This is a genomic window from Cupriavidus sp. H39 (assembly GCF_050271075.1).
GTDB classification, from domain to species: domain Bacteria; phylum Pseudomonadota; class Gammaproteobacteria; order Burkholderiales; family Burkholderiaceae; genus Cupriavidus; species Cupriavidus necator_B.
This window is the reverse complement of sequence record NZ_CP189848.1, coordinates 1,639,268-1,653,151: the sequence shown is the minus strand read 5'-3', so window position 1 is coordinate 1,653,151 and position 13,884 is coordinate 1,639,268. Positions and strand designations below refer to the sequence as shown.

11 protein-coding genes are annotated in these 13,884 nt (G+C 68.6%); 3 read left to right on the top strand and 8 right to left on the bottom strand.

Translation table 11 applies throughout. The annotated features are described in order from the left end of the window. Positions 1–30: 30 nt before the first annotated feature. Positions 31–819 carry a hypothetical protein gene (locus ACOCMH_RS23120; RefSeq protein WP_427313186.1) on the bottom strand — a complete coding sequence of 263 codons (789 nt, stop codon included), beginning with the start codon at positions 817–819 and terminating at the stop codon, positions 31–33. Between the two features lie 166 nt (positions 820–985). Here ACOCMH_RS23120 and ACOCMH_RS23115 point away from each other — a divergent pair, with 166 nt between their 5' ends. Then, positions 986–3,331 (top strand): Tex family protein, encoded by a 2,346-nt coding sequence (locus ACOCMH_RS23115; protein ID WP_427313185.1) that lies wholly within the window; start codon positions 986–988, stop codon positions 3,329–3,331. Positions 3,332–3,388: 57 nt separating this feature from the next. Here ACOCMH_RS23115 and ACOCMH_RS23110 read toward each other — a convergent pair whose 3' ends face one another. Together ACOCMH_RS23110 and ACOCMH_RS23105 are read right to left on the bottom strand one after the other, a co-directional pair. Then, on the bottom strand, positions 3,389–4,744 hold the full coding sequence (locus tag ACOCMH_RS23110) for an ATP-binding protein (protein ID WP_427313184.1): 1,356 nt from the start codon (positions 4,742–4,744) through the stop codon (positions 3,389–3,391). Continuing rightward, complete coding sequence (locus tag ACOCMH_RS23105) at positions 4,741–5,412, bottom strand: response regulator (RefSeq protein ID WP_427313183.1); 672 nt, start codon at positions 5,410–5,412, stop codon at positions 4,741–4,743. Before ACOCMH_RS23105 ends, ACOCMH_RS23110 begins: the two co-directional genes overlap by 4 nt. A gap of 210 nt (positions 5,413–5,622) precedes the next feature. Between ACOCMH_RS23105 and ACOCMH_RS23100 the strand changes: the two genes are divergently transcribed. Together ACOCMH_RS23100 and ACOCMH_RS23095 are read left to right on the top strand one after the other, a co-directional pair. Next, a complete protein-coding gene (locus tag ACOCMH_RS23100) occupies positions 5,623–7,431 on the top strand; it encodes a glycosyltransferase family 39 protein (protein WP_427313182.1) in 1,809 nt (602 codons plus the stop codon). 3 nt (positions 7,432–7,434) lie between these two features. Then, complete coding sequence (locus ACOCMH_RS23095; RefSeq protein WP_427313181.1) at positions 7,435–8,490, top strand: bifunctional UDP-4-keto-pentose/UDP-xylose synthase; 1,056 nt, start codon at positions 7,435–7,437, stop codon at positions 8,488–8,490. A 66-nt stretch (positions 8,491–8,556) separates the two neighbouring features. Here ACOCMH_RS23095 and ACOCMH_RS23090 read toward each other — a convergent pair whose 3' ends face one another. From ACOCMH_RS23090 to ACOCMH_RS23070, 5 genes are all read right to left on the bottom strand, one after another. Then, on the bottom strand, positions 8,557–8,979 hold the full coding sequence (locus tag ACOCMH_RS23090) for an Hsp20/alpha crystallin family protein (protein WP_427313180.1): 423 nt from the start codon (positions 8,977–8,979) through the stop codon (positions 8,557–8,559). Positions 8,980–8,994: 15 nt separating this feature from the next. Beyond that, entirely contained in the window at positions 8,995–9,435 is a 441-nt protein-coding gene (locus ACOCMH_RS23085) for an Hsp20/alpha crystallin family protein (RefSeq protein WP_427313179.1), read from the bottom strand. Positions 9,436–9,654: 219 nt separating this feature from the next. After that, complete coding sequence (locus tag ACOCMH_RS23080) at positions 9,655–10,734, bottom strand: alpha/beta fold hydrolase (RefSeq protein WP_427313178.1); 1,080 nt, start codon at positions 10,732–10,734, stop codon at positions 9,655–9,657. Positions 10,735–10,857: 123 nt separating this feature from the next. Further along, complete coding sequence (locus ACOCMH_RS23075; protein WP_427313177.1) at positions 10,858–11,247, bottom strand: hypothetical protein; 390 nt, start codon at positions 11,245–11,247, stop codon at positions 10,858–10,860. 446 nt (positions 11,248–11,693) lie between these two features. After that, positions 11,694–13,592, bottom strand: coding sequence for a potassium transporter Kup (locus tag ACOCMH_RS23070; protein ID WP_427313176.1), 1,899 nt, complete (start codon positions 13,590–13,592; stop codon positions 11,694–11,696). Positions 13,593–13,884 lie beyond the last annotated feature (292 nt).

The window sequence follows — 13,884 nt, the reverse complement described above, 5'->3', positions numbered from 1 at the left end:
ATGCCTCCGCTGCCATCACCGTGCCGGGGCTCAGAAGCCAAACGGACGCGGCGCCGACGCCGGGCCCTGTTGCTGCTCCCTGGCCTTGGCGCGCCGCTCTTCCAGCGCCTTCTGGCGCTGCTCGAGGTCGCGCTGCTTGGCGTCGTATGCCTTCACGTTCTCCTGGCGCTGGCGGGCCTGCTCCGCGCCCTTCTGCTGCGCCTCCTGCATGCGGGCATCGAAGTCGGACTGCTTTTTTTCATAGGCCTGTGCGTTGGCGGAGCGCTGCGGCGCCTCGGCCTGGTGCTGCGCATCGCGCAACTGCTGTTCCTGCTGCTTCTTCTCGAACGCCTCGCGGCTGGACTGCTCGCTGGCCGCGCGCTGCGGCTGGCTGGCCTCGAACTCGGCGCGGCGCAAGGCCTGTTCCCGGTCGCGCTCGGCGGCGCGGTGGGCGCGCTCGGCCTCGCCCACTTCCAGTTCGCGCTTGCGCAGCACCTGCGTTTCTTCGCGCTGGATTTCCTTGGCGTTGTTGATGCAGTGGGTGACGAAGAACTTGCTGTAGCACTCGCGCTCGGCGGCAGCAAAGCGGTAATTGGTCCACGCCCGCGAATCGCCGATGGCCTTGCGCTCGGCGGCAAAGTCGCGCCCCGCAGCGGGCGCGGCACTGGCGGCGGGCGCCGGCGCCTGGGCCTGGGCCTGATGCAGCGGCATGAGCACGGCGCAGGCGACCACGGCGGCCATGGCGCTGTAGCGGATCAGGAAAGATGCGGGCACGTTGGCGAAGGTTGGCATGGCCAGGAGGGGGGCCTTGGCGGCGGCCGGGCGGGACTTGGCGATCATGCCCGGATTCTAGCATCCGGGCCGCCCCCCGGCCCGCCCGGCAGCCCTGCGCAGGTGCGCGCAACGCCGCCCGTCGCGGGCGCGCCCGCCGCCTGCGCCGAGCGCTCGCGCGCTTGTGGCAAAATGCCCCGCTTTCGACTGACTGCGTCCCACGCTGCGTTCCAAGATGTCCAACCTGCCCGCATCCGTCTCGCAAAAGATCGTCGCGCTCATCGCGGCTGAACTGTCCGTGCAGCCCCGCCAGGTGGCCGCGGCCGTGGCGCTGCTCGATGAAGGCGCCACCGTCCCCTTCATCGCCCGCTACCGCAAGGAAGTGACCGGCAACCTCGACGATACGCAGCTGCGCAACCTGGAAGAGCGCCTGCTGTACCTGCGCGACATGGAAGACCGCCGCGCCGCGATCCTGGCGTCGATCGAGGAACAAGGCAAGCTCACGCCCGAGCTGCAGGCCGTCATCGAGGGCGCGCAAACCAAGCAGGCGCTGGAAGACCTCTACCTGCCCTACAAGCCCAAGCGCCGCACCCGCGCCCAGATCGCGCGTGAATGCGGGCTGGAACCGCTGGCGCTGGCCCTGCTGGCCGATCCCACGCTCGACCCGCAGGCCGAGGCGGCGAAGTACGTCAACGGCAACCCCACCGCCGACGGCGGCGTGCCCGACGTCAAGGCCGCGCTGGACGGCGCGCGCGACATCCTGTCGGAGCAGTTCGGCGAAACCGCCGAACTGCTGGGCAAGCTGCGCGAGCACCTGTGGAACCACGGCGTGGTGGCCTCCACGGTGATGGAAGGCAAGGAAGGCGCGGAAGAAGAGAAGTTCCGCGACTACTACAACTACAGCGAAACCCTGCGCACGGTGCCGTCGCACCGGGCGCTGGCGCTGTTCCGCGGCCGCAATGCCGGCGTGCTGATGGTCAAGCTGGGCCTCGGCGAAGAGCAGGACGCCATGGTGCCGCACCCGTGCGAAGGCATGATCGCGCGCCATGTCGGCATCCAGCAGCTGGGCCGCCCGGCGGACAAGTGGCTGGGCGACGTGTGCCGCTGGTGCTGGCGCGTCAAGGTGCAGCCGCACCTGGAAACGGAACTGCTGACGCAGCTGCGCGAAACCGCCGAGAGCGAGGCCATCAAGGTGTTCGGCCGCAACCTGCATGAGCTGCTGCTGGCAGCGCCGGCCGGTCCCAAGTCGGTAATGGGCGTCGACCCGGGCATCCGCACCGGCTGCAAGATCGCGGTGGTGGACAGCACCGGCAAGCTGCTGGAGACCGCCACCATCTATCCGCACGAGCCGCGCCGCGACTGGAACGGCTCGCTCGCCACGCTGGCGCGCCTGGCCAGGCAGCACAACGTGGCGCTGGTATCGATCGGCAACGGCACCGCCAGCCGCGAGACCGACAAGCTGGTGCAGGACCTGATGAAGCAGATGCCCGAGCTGAAGCTGACCAAGATCGTGGTCAGCGAGGCCGGCGCCTCGGTCTACTCGGCGTCGGAACTGGCGGCCAAGGAATTCCCGGACCTCGATGTGTCGCTGCGCGGCGCGGTGTCGATTGCGCGGCGGCTGCAGGATCCGCTGGCGGAGCTGGTCAAGATCGATCCCAAGTCGATCGGCGTGGGCCAGTACCAGCATGACGTCAACCAGCGCGAACTGGCGCGCGCGCTCGACGCGGTGGTCGAGGACTGCGTCAACGCCGTGGGCGTCGACGTCAACACCGCGTCGGCGCCGCTGCTGGCGCGCGTGTCGGGGCTGAACTCGGTGCTGGCGCGCAATATCGTCGAATTCCGCGACGCCAACGGCGCCTTCCCCAACCGCGCTGCGCTCAAGCAGGTGCCGCGCCTGGGCGACAAGACCTTCGAGCAGGCCGCGGGTTTCCTGCGCATCAACGACGGCGACAATCCGCTGGACCGCTCGTCGGTGCACCCGGAAGCGTATCCGGTGGTGCAGCGCATCCTGGACCACGTCAAGAAAGGCCTGCGCGATGTGATGGGCAACCGCGAGGCGCTGCGCGGCCTGTCGCCCGAGAAATTCACCGACGACTCGTTCGGCCTGCCCACCGTGCGCGACATCCTGTCCGAACTGGAAAAGCCGGGCCGCGACCCGCGCCCCGAGTTCAAGACCGCGACCTTCCAGGACGGCGTGGAGGACGTGAAGGACCTGCAGCCCGGCATGGTGCTGGAAGGCGTGGTCACCAACGTGGCGGCCTTCGGCGCGTTTGTCGATATCGGCGTGCACCAGGATGGCCTGGTCCATATCTCGGCGCTGTCGAACAAGTTCGTCAAGGACGCGCATGAAGTGGTCAAGGCCGGCCAGATCGTCAAGGTCAAGGTGATGGAAGTCGACGTCAAGCGCAACCGCATCGGCCTGTCGATGCGGCTGGACGACGAGCCCGGCCAGGCTGCGGCGCGCGCCGGCGGCGACCGTGGCGGCCAGCGCCCTGGCAACAGCAAGGGCTTCAGCGGCGGCCGGCGCGAGGCCGAGCCCGCGGGCGCCATGGCGGCGGCGTTCGCCAAGCTCAAGCGCTGAGCGGCCAGTCCATGGCCATCGCGCCCCGCACGGGAAACCGTGCGGGGCGTTTTCTTTTCAGCCGCCGTGGGCCAGCCGCACCGCCAGCCCCGTGCCAGCGCCATCGGTGCGGTTGGCAAACGCCATCTCCAGCCCGTGCAGCCGCGCCACGCGTTGCGCAATGGAAATGCCCAGGCCGTGGCCCTGCTCGCGCTGCCCCTGGCCGCCGCGGAAAAAGCGGTCGCCCAGGCGCGCCAGCAACTCCGGCGCGACGCCGGGGCCCTGGTCGCGCACGGTGATGCTGTCGGGCCGGAAATCGACCCGCACCAGCGCGCCGGGCGGGCTGTAGCGGATCGCGTTGTCGAGCAGGTTGCGCAACAGCAGCGACAGCAGCCCGGGGTCGCCCGCCACCGGCAGTGGCGCCTGGCCAGGCGGCGGCCATTCCAGCTCCACGTCGACCTGCTTCTGCTGCGCCAGCGCGAGGCAGTCGGACAGCGCCTGCTGCGCCACCGGCTCCCAGTTGACCGGCTGGCGCGACGGCAGCCCGGCGGCGTCCTCGAGCCGGCTCAGCGTCAGCAGCTGCGACACCAGCCGGCTGATGCGATCGATGCCGGCGGCCACGTTGGCGCGCGCCTGGGCACGCTCGGCTTCGTCGGCAGAGCGTTGCGCAAGCTCCCATTGCGCCTTGAGCGCCGCCAGCGGCGTGCGCATTTCATGCGCGGCATCGGCGGTCAGGCGCCGTTCGTGCTCCAGCGAGTCCGAAACCCGCGCCAGCAACTGGTTCATCGCATGTACCAGCGGCACCAGCTCGCCGGGGACGGCTTGCAGGCTGAGGGGGCGGCGGTCTTCGGGGGTGCGGCCTTCGATGTCCGCCGACAGTGCCCGCACCGGCGCCATCGCGCGCCGCATGAACCAGAGCAGCAGCCCGATCAGCAGCGGCAGCCCCACTGTCCACGGCAGCACCTGCGCGGCAATGTAGGACAGGATCAGCTCATTGCGCTCGCCGAGCTGCTGGCCCACGCACACGCGCCAGCCGGTGTCGGGATCGTCGAGGTAGTACAGGCGCCACGGCTCGCGGTTGATCATGACCTCGGTGAACCCCTTGACGCCTGGCGCGCGTGGCAGCAGGTCGCCCTCGGGATCGATATGCAGCGGCTTGCCATCGGGCAGCCACGCCGCGATGGCGAGGTCGCCCAGCCCGGCATCGCCCTGGTCGCCCTCGACCAGCTCCGGCAACCGGGTGCGCGACGGCGCCGCGGCCACGTCCACCAACGGCACCACCGAATGCATCTGCAGCGCCATGCGCACCATGTCGGTGTCGTAGAGCTCATTGATCTCGTGCCGGGCGCGCACGTAGGTCATGCCGAGGGTCAGCAGCCATACCACCGGCGCGGCGACCAGCACCGCCAGCACCAGCCTGCGCTGCAGCGTCATGTGCAGTCCTCGGCCGCGCCCAGCGTGTAGCCGGCGCCGCGGAAGGTGCGCACGATCTTCGGATGGATCTTGCGGCGCAAGTGGTGGATGTGGACTTCCAGCGCATTGCTCTCGATCCCGCCCTGCCAGTCATACAGCTTGTCGCGCAGCACCTCGCGCGTCAGCAGCCGGTTGGGATGCGCCAGCAACAGTTCCAGCAGCATCGCTTCGCGGCTGGTCAGCTCGACCGGCTTGCCGTGCCAGTACGCCTGGCGCGCGGCCGGATGGAAGGCCAGCGCGCCGTGCTGCCACACCGGCGCGGACATCCCCGCCGCGCGGCGCGTGACGGCGCGCAGCCGCGCGGCCAGTTCATCGAGCGCGACCGGCTTGACCAGGTAGTCGTCGGCACCGGCATCGAGCCCGCCGATGCGGCTGTCGATAGCGTCGCGCGCGGTCAGGACGATCACCGGGATGCGGCTGCCCCGCGCGCGCCAGCGCGCCAGCAGCGTCATGCCGTCCTCGCCCGGCAGGCCCAGGTCCAGCACCACGGCATCGTAGTGGGCCAGGCCGAGCGCATGGTCGGCGTCCGCGCCGTTGCGAAACCAGTCGACCGCGTAGTCAAGTAGCTGCAGGCCGCGGCGCAGGCCGTCGCCCAGCATCGGGTCGTCTTCAACGATAAGGAGTCTCATGCTCTGGAGTGGACTGCAGGTATCACGGCAGCTTACGCGCGCCGCCTTAATGTGCCATTAAGGTTCGCGCATTATGCTCCGCTCACATTTCAGGCGCGCTCCCGTACAACGCCGCGCGCCTTGCCGGCGTGGACATGGCCTGGTCCGCCCGCGCCGGCCCGTCGGCGCTTGCCGTGCCACATCATTCCGCCCACGCCGAGCCGTTCCCGCATGCCCCACCGTTCCGATCGCCTTGCCGCCGAGCCCGGGCTCCTCTCCACCAGGGCCGCCGGGCCCTGGCATGCCGCGCGCGTGGCCGGCTTTCCGGCGCTGACGCTGGCGCTGGTGGTAATGGCCTTTGCGCTGCTGTGGTTCGGCACGCTCGGCATGCGCCACCTGCTGGGTCCCGACGAAGGCCGCTATGCCGAGATCGCCCGCGAGATGCTGACCAGCGGCGACTGGGTCACGATCCGCTACGACGGCCTGAAGTACTTTGAGAAGCCGCCGTTCCACATGTGGATGACGGCGGTGTCGTACGCGCTGTTCGGCATTGGCGACTGGCAGGCGCGGCTGTGCGTGGCGCTGGCCGGCGCAGCGGGCCTGGGGATGTCGATGCTGGCGGCGGCACGCTGGTTCGGCGCGCGCGCCGGGGCGATGGCCGGGCTGGTGCTGGCCGGCGCGCCGATGTGGAATGTCGCGGCGCATTTCAACACGCTCGACATGACCCTGTCCGGCGCCATGGCCTGCGTGCTGGCCAGCCTGCTGCTGGCGCAGCATCCGGCCGCGACGCCGGCCGCGCGCCGCCGCTGGATGCTGGCGTGCTGGGCGGCCATGGGCGTGGCGGTGCTGACCAAGGGACTGGTCGGCGTGGCGCTGCCCGGGCTGGTGCTGGTGCTCTACACCGGCGTCACGCGCGACCTGGCCCTGTGGCGGCGCCTGCATGCACCGGCCGGGATCGCGCTGATGCTGCTGGTGGCGGCGCCATGGTACTGGCTGGTGGCGCAGCGCAACCCGGAATTCCTGCACTTCTTCTTCATCCATGAGCACTGGCAGCGCTATACCTCGACCGTGCACGCGCGCAGAGGCGCGCCGTGGTACTTCGTGCCGCTGCTGGCCGGGGGCTTCCTGCCATGGCTGGGCTTGCTGCCGGACATGGTGCGCGCGGTCGCGCGGCGCGCCGGCGTGGCGCACGCGGCCCGCACCGCCAGCCCGCCCTGCCAGCCCTTCCAGCCGGCGCTGATGGCCGGCTTGTGGGCAGCGACGATCTTCGTGTTCTTCAGCCTGTCGGGCTCAAAGCTGCCGGGCTACATCGTGCCCATGTTCCCCGCCCTCGCCATCCTGGCCGGCGCAGTCCTGGCACACACCGCCGAGCGTGCCTGGGCCCGGCAATTGCGCGCCATGCTGGTGGTTGGCGCCATCGGCCTGCTGGCAAGCCCGGTGATAGCCACCCTCGATGCCAACAACACGCCCAATGCGCTGTACCGCAGCTATGCGATCTGGGTGGCGCTGGCTTGCGCGCTGGTGATGGCAAGTGCCGCCGCGGCGCTGTGGCTGCTTCGGCGGCACGGCCGCATGGTCAGCGTCACGGGCTATGCCTTCGGCATGCTGCTGGCCTTTTCCATCGCGCTGCTCGGTCACGAAGCCATCGGCCGTTCGGCGTCCGGCATCGACCTGGTCGCGCCGATCGCGCGCGTGCTGCGGCCCGGCATGCCGCTGTACGGCGTCGGCATGCTCGACCATACGCTGCCGTTCTACCTGCGCCATCCGCTCACCATGGTGGCGCAGGCCGATGAACTGGCCTTCGGCGCGGCGCAGGAGCCGCAAAAGTGGCTGCCCACCATCGATGCCTTCGTCGACGCCTGGCAGCATGGCCCGCGCGCGATCGCACTGCTGTCGCCGCAAGCATTTGCCGAGCTGAGCGCGCGCGTGCCGATGCATGTCATCGCACGCGACTGGCGCCGCGTCGCGGTGTCCAACTTTGCCTTTGCCGGCGAGCTTCAGCCGCGCCGGCTTGTTCCCGATTTCCCTGCCATTCCTTAACGCATGCAAGTCAAGAAAGTACTGATCCTCGGCGTCAACGGCTTCATCGGCCACCACCTGACGCGCCGCATCCTGGAAACCACGCCGTGGGAGGTCTACGGCATGGACATGGCATCGGACCGCCTCGGCGATCTGGTCGACCACCCGCGCATGCACTTCTTCGAGGGCGACATCACCATCAACAAGGAGTGGATCGAGTACAACATCCGCAAGTGCGACGTGGTGCTGCCGCTGGTCGCCATCGCCACCCCGGCCACCTACGTGCGCCAGCCGCTGCGCGTGTTCGAACTGGACTTCGAGGCCAACCTGCCGATCGTGCGCGCCGCGGTCAAGTACGGCAAGCACCTGGTGTTCCCGTCGACCTCCGAGGTCTACGGCATGTGCAGCGATGAAGAGTTCGATCCCGAGGCCTCGCCGCTGGTCTACGGCCCGATCAACAAGCCGCGCTGGATCTACGCCTGCTCCAAGCAGCTGATGGACCGCGTGATCCACGCCTACGGCATGGAGCAGGGGCTGAACTACACGCTGTTCCGCCCCTTCAACTGGATCGGCGCGGGGCTGGACTCGATCTTCGAATCGAAGGAAGGCTCGTCGCGCGTGGTGACGCAGTTCCTCGGCCACATCGTGCGCGGCGAACCGATCAAGCTGGTCGACGGCGGCGCGCAGCAGCGGGCCTTCGCCGACATCGCCGACGGCATCAGCGCGCTGATGCGCATCATCGAGAATCCCGGCGGCGTGGCCAGCGGCAAGATCTACAACATCGGCAACCCGGGCAATATCCACTCGGTGCGCGAACTGGCCGAGATGATGCTGAAGATGGCCGCCGACTACCCGGAGTACGCGCAGGAAGCGCGCCATACGCAGATCGTCGAGACCTCGTCGGGCGACTTCTACGGCAAGGGCTACCAGGACGTGCAGCACCGCGTGCCGAAGATCGACAACACCATCGAAGAGCTGGGCTGGCGCCCGGAGATCAGCATGGAAGCGGCGCTGCGGCGCATCTTCGAGGCGTACCGGGGCCATGTCGGCGATGCCCGCATCCTGGTCAACCAGGCCTGAGGACTTGCGGCGAAGCCAGGCAGCAAGACGGCGGCGCCAGGCGCCGCCCTCTTGCATCGGGCAGGCTTAGCCCACCGAGACCTCGATCCGGCGCGGCCGCGCTTCATCGCGGCGCGGGATGGTCAGTTTCAGCACGCCATCCTGCAGGTTGGCCTCGATCCCGGATGCGTCCAGGTCAGGACTGAGTGTAAACGTGCGCGCGTAGCGCGGCTGCCGCACCTCGGCATGCTGCACGCGCAGGCCCGCCGGCATCGGCAGCACCGCCTCGCCTTCGATGCGCAGGCTGCCGTCGTGGACGTTGACCTCGAGCTTTTCGCGCGGCACCCCCGGCAAGTCCGCCCACAGCGTGACGCCGGCGGCGGTCTCGAAGATGTCCACCGCGGGAATCAGCGTCATGGCCGGCGCGTCCTCGCGGCGCTGCGCCACGGCGCTGCCCTGCCCGCCCGCATTGTCCTGGTCGCGCTGAACCACTTGATTCAATTCGGTCATGGCAATCTCCTCACATTAGCTGACGGCGATGGCACGCGGGCGCGACGCCTCGCGCTTGCCGACGCTGATCGACAGGCAACCATTGGCGTAGCGCGCCTGCACCTTGTCGGGATCGGCCGCTTGCGGCAACTCGATCACACGGCGGAAGCTGCCCGCAAAGCGCTCCTGCGCATAGGGGCGCGCTTCGGCGTCGCCCTCCGGTTGCACCGCGGCGCGCTCGCCGCTGATGGTCAGCAGGCCCTTGTCGACCGATACCTCGAACTGTTCCGCCTTCAGGCCCGGGGCAAACACCACGATCTCGATGGAGTCGTCGGTGGTGCCGATATTGAGCGGCGGAAACGCACCGTAACGCCCGGAGCGCAGGCTGGACGGAAAGCCGCCGAACAGGCTTGCCATCTGCCGTTGCATCCGGTCGAATTCACTGAACAGGTCAGTCCCGAAAATGAAGTCACTCATGGTTGGATCCTCCTTCTGTGCAGCGGGGAGGCGCACGGACGCCTGGGTTCCCGGCCAGCGGCGGCGCCGGCTGGCGGGAAGCCACAGCGCGTTGCTGCAGCGGCTGGGCAATCCCAACTTAGTGATCGGCCCGGAGGATTTCAAGAGGGTGATTGCGACGCCGGGACTACCCGCGGAAACCTCGCGAGACCGTTGTGCCAGCGCCCCACGAAGCACGCCTCAGGCACCGGCGCGATCGAAGCCGGCCTTGCGCGCCAGCACGATGGCCTGCCCGCGGTTTTCCACCTCCAGCTTGGCGAAGATGCTGGTGATATGGTTGCGCACGGTCTTCTCGCACAGGTCAAGGTGTGCCGCGATCTGCGCGTTGTCGCGCCCCTGCGCGATCAGCTCGACGATATCGCGCTCGCGGCGCGTGAGCGCGGTGAACGCGGGGGAGCGCCCCGGCTGCGCCGACGGTAGGAACGCGCGCACCTCTTCGAGCCAACGGCGCCACGCGGGCTCGGTCTCCAGCAACAGGTGATTGCCGCTTTCGAGCGGCACGAAGCGCGCTCCGGGAATCTCGCTGGCGATCAGGCGGCCTTCATCGAACGGCACGCGCGCATCGCGCACCGCATGCAGCACCAGGGTCGGGCACGATACGCGCGGCAGCAGCGCCACCACATCGATCTCGTTGAATACGCGCATGAAGCGCGCCGCATTCAGCGGCGAGGTCGACACCCGCTCCAGTTCGTTGAACCAGGCATGCTGCTCGGCGGTGCCGCCCGGGATGAACTGGGTGGTGAAAAACTGCCGGAAGGCGGGGTTCTCCTGGCCCCAGCCCAGCTCGGCCAGCTTGTTCATCAACTCGGCTTCCTCCAGCAGGCGCTGGCTCAGGTGGTCGCGCTTCAGGCGCCCGCGTGCGTAGCCGCCGTGGAGCACGAGGTGGCTGACCCGCTGCGGATGCGCGACCGCGTAGGCCACTGCGATCGATGCGCCCTGCGAGATACCCAGCAGCGGGAAATGGTCCACGCCGGTGGCGTCGACGATGGTTTCGAGATCGCGCAGCCAGGCGTCGAAGGACAGCTCCCCGATCTCGCGGTCGGACAGCCCGCAGCCACGCTCGTCATAGCGGATCAGCGTGTGCGTGTCGGACAGCGCCGTGATCATGTGGCTCCACACCGGGCTGCCGACGTCGAATTCCAGGTGGCTCATCCAGTTGGCCGCCTTGACCAGCGGCGCACCGCTGCCGGTGATGGCATAGGCCAGCCGCACGCCATCACGGCTGGTGCACAGGCGGATCTGCTGCTTGAACATCGGCATGTCGGGGCCGCGCGGGCTGCAACTGCCGGCCGGCAGCCGCGGGCCGCGGCTGCCATGCGGGCGCGCCGCGTGACTTCCCTAGCTTAGGCAAAGGTTGGGCGGCGCAAAAGCGCCGCCGTGGGGTCAGGACAGGCATTCGCCGCTGCCGCGCGCATCGCTGCGCGCGCCGTCGGCATAGGGGTCGCGCGCCCCGGTGCGCGCGCCCTCGGTGAAGACATCGAAGCGGCCCATGCGCGCGCCGTCCGTATAGGGGTCCGGCTTGCGCATCCCGTCCTGGCTCGCGTCAAAGCCGCGGACCCGGCACACGGAAAGGTTGCCGCGCGCCATCACCGGCAGCAGCGCGCTCTGCGCGGCCGGGCTGCGCCCGCCCTCGGTGAAAGCGTCGCGTCCGGCGGCGTGGTACGGCACGGCGGCGGCCAGGGCTTCGCCATAGGCGCCGGCGTGGGCCGCGTGGCTGAAGCCAGCGGCGAGTGCGGCAGCGGCAACGAGGGTCTGGGCAAGATTCCTATGCATTGCATTCTCCAACTGCGGTAGCCGACAGCAGGTCTGCCTCGGCAATACCGTGATTCGGGCGATCGACGACCAAACCGTGCGGCTGCACGGGATCGCCCGTGCCGTGCAAGCCATTGCCTGGCGCCGGCTGGCTGCCCTCCCATCAGGGCAGCAGCGTGGCGTCGGACTCCGGGGATCCGGGGGTGTGCTGGGGCAGTCTGGATGCCGCCACGCCGATGAGGGAACTGCCGCAAGGCGCGGGGCGAAGACAAGCTGAGGGACGCATTGTCGGATGCGGGCGGGCTGGCCGCATGAGGCCACGGTCCCGGTTGGGGCCGCCAGCGGGCCGCTTTCCGGGACCTGTGCCCTGCCGCCGGGCATCACGGCGCAAAGAAAAGCCCCCGGGGCGCCTGGCGGCGCAGGCCCGGGGGCTGGCGGAGCGGGCGGCGGGCGTAGCCCGCGCGCGCTCAGATCTCGACCTTGGTGCCCAGTTCGACGACCCGGTTGGCCGGGATCTGGAAGAAGTCCGACGGCTTGGCGCCGTTCTGGTGCATCCACGCGAACAGGCTTTCGCGCCACATCGGCATGCCCGGCAGCTTGGACGGGATCACCGATTCGCGGGCGATGAAGAAGGAGGTCTCCATCAGTTCGAAATGCATGCCCAGCTTGCGATCGGCCAGGTCCAGCACCTTCTGCACGTCCGGCGTTTCCTTGAAGCCGTACTCGGACTTCAGGATAAACACGCCGCCGCCCAGGTCCTTGCAGCTCAGGCGCTGGTCGTCGTCCACGTAGGGGACGTCGCGCGTGATGAAGTTCAGGAACACCACGCGCTCATGCAGCACGCGGTTGTGCTTCAGGTTGTGCAGCAGCGATACCGGCACCGAATCCGTATTGCCGGTCAGGAACACCGCGGTACCCTCGACCCGGTGCGGCGGGTGTGCCAGCAGGCCGGCGATGAACGGCTCGAGCGGGATGCCGTCTTCCAGGCTGCGCGCGCGCAGCAGTTTGCGGCCGCTGTACCAGGTCATCAGCAGGAAGAATGCGGTCGCGCCCAGCAGCAGCGGGAACCAGCCGCCTTCGGCGACCTTGAGCAGGTTCGCCGCGAAGAACGACAAGTCCACCACGAGGAAGGCCGTGCCCAGCACCGCCACCAGGGCCGGGTTCCATTTCCAGACATTGCGCATGCACACCGTCGCCAGGATGGTGGTGATCACCATGGTGGTGGTGACCGCGATGCCATAGGCCGCCGCCAGGTTCTCGGATTTCTTGAACGAGATCACCACGCCGAATACCAGCAGCAGCAACAGCCAGTTGACCACCGGCAGGTAGATCTGGCCGATCTCCGCCGCCGAGGTATAGCGCACCCGCATGCGCGGCAGGAACCCCAGCTGGATGGCCTGGCTGGTCAGCGAGTACGCGCCCGAGATGACCGCCTGCGAGGCAATCACGGTGGCGCAGGTGGCCAGCAGCACCATCGGGATCTGCAGCAACTCCGGCACCATCAGGTAGAACGGGTTCTCGGCACCGGCCGGATTGTTCAGCAGCATCGCGCCCTGGCCGAAGTAGTTCAGCATCAGGCACGGCATCACCAGGACGAACCAGCCGATACGGATCGGGCGCGCGCCGAAGTGGCCCATGTCGACGTACAGGGCCTCGGCGCCGGTCAGCACCAGGAACACCGAGCCGAGCACGATGAACGCCTGCAGCGCGTGCTCCATCAGGAAGCTGATGCCGTAGTAGGGGTTCACCGCCTTCAGGATCTCGGGCGCCTGCACCAGGTTGTAGATGCCCAGTGCGCCCAGCGCCACGAACCAGACCGTCATGACCGGCCCGAACAGCTTGCCCACCGCTGCGGTGCCGTGGCGCTGGATCAGAAACAGCGCCGCCAGGATCACCAGCGTGATCGGTATCACGAATTGCGACAACTGCGGCGCGGCGATCTCCAGGCCCTCCACCGCCGACAGCACCGAGATCGCCGGGGTGATCACCGCATCGCCGTAGAACATGCAGGAACCGAAGATGCCGAGCATCATCAGCACCTTGGCCTTGGCCGAGCGCTGCGCCACGGACCGCAGCACCAGCGCCATCAGCGCCAGCACCCCGCCTTCGCCGTCGTTGTCGGCGCGCATCACGAACATCACGTACTTGATCGAGACCACGATGATCATGGCCCAGAACAGCATCGAGATGACGCCCAGCACGGCGTCCGGGCTGAAGGCAATGCCGTGCTCCTTGCTGAAGCATTCCTTGAGGGCGTAGAGCGGGCTGGTGCCGATGTCGCCGAAGACGACGCCTACCGCGCCGAGCACCAGGGCGCGCGTGCTGGGGCTCTCGACAAAATAGTGGCTGGTTGTGGACTGGGTCATGAAATTGGGTCTGCTCGAGCGAAGCGCCGGCAGGTTTGTTGGCTCTGCCGCGGTCCGGTCCGATACAGCGCAACAGGTTGCTGCGCCCGGGGCCGGTGCTGGTTGCGGCTCTTATTGCATTGCACAAACGCGCGCAATTCTAGTTGAACTGTCGACTATCGACCACTGCGGCAAAAAGGGATGCCGCTTTCGTGACTTCGCAAGAATGGGTGGGAAGTGGCGGATGGTCAAGCCCCGGCAGAGCAAAACACCGGCAACTTGCGCCCGCAAGTACCGTTGCGGCGGGGCGACA

What these genes read in the sequence shown, in the direction of transcription:
- ACOCMH_RS23120 (WP_427313186.1), bottom strand. Translation starts at nt 819, where the DNA reads ATGATCGCCAAGTCCCGCCCGGCCGCCGCCAAGGCCCCCCTCCTGGCC.
- ACOCMH_RS23115 (WP_427313185.1), top strand. Translation starts at nt 986, where the DNA reads ATGTCCAACCTGCCCGCATCCGTCTCGCAAAAGATCGTCGCGCTCATC.
- ACOCMH_RS23110 (WP_427313184.1), bottom strand. Translation starts at nt 4,744, where the DNA reads ATGACGCTGCAGCGCAGGCTGGTGCTGGCGGTGCTGGTCGCCGCGCCG.
- ACOCMH_RS23105 (WP_427313183.1), bottom strand. Translation starts at nt 5,412, where the DNA reads ATGAGACTCCTTATCGTTGAAGACGACCCGATGCTGGGCGACGGCCTG.
- ACOCMH_RS23100 (WP_427313182.1), top strand. Translation starts at nt 5,623, where the DNA reads ATGCCCCACCGTTCCGATCGCCTTGCCGCCGAGCCCGGGCTCCTCTCC.
- ACOCMH_RS23095 (WP_427313181.1), top strand. Translation starts at nt 7,435, where the DNA reads ATGCAAGTCAAGAAAGTACTGATCCTCGGCGTCAACGGCTTCATCGGC.
- ACOCMH_RS23090 (WP_427313180.1), bottom strand. Translation starts at nt 8,979, where the DNA reads ATGACCGAATTGAATCAAGTGGTTCAGCGCGACCAGGACAATGCGGGC.
- ACOCMH_RS23085 (WP_427313179.1), bottom strand. Translation starts at nt 9,435, where the DNA reads ATGAGTGACTTCATTTTCGGGACTGACCTGTTCAGTGAATTCGACCGG.
- ACOCMH_RS23080 (WP_427313178.1), bottom strand. Translation starts at nt 10,734, where the DNA reads ATGCCGATGTTCAAGCAGCAGATCCGCCTGTGCACCAGCCGTGATGGC.
- ACOCMH_RS23075 (WP_427313177.1), bottom strand. Translation starts at nt 11,247, where the DNA reads ATGCATAGGAATCTTGCCCAGACCCTCGTTGCCGCTGCCGCACTCGCC.
- ACOCMH_RS23070 (WP_427313176.1), bottom strand. Translation starts at nt 13,592, where the DNA reads ATGACCCAGTCCACAACCAGCCACTATTTTGTCGAGAGCCCCAGCACG.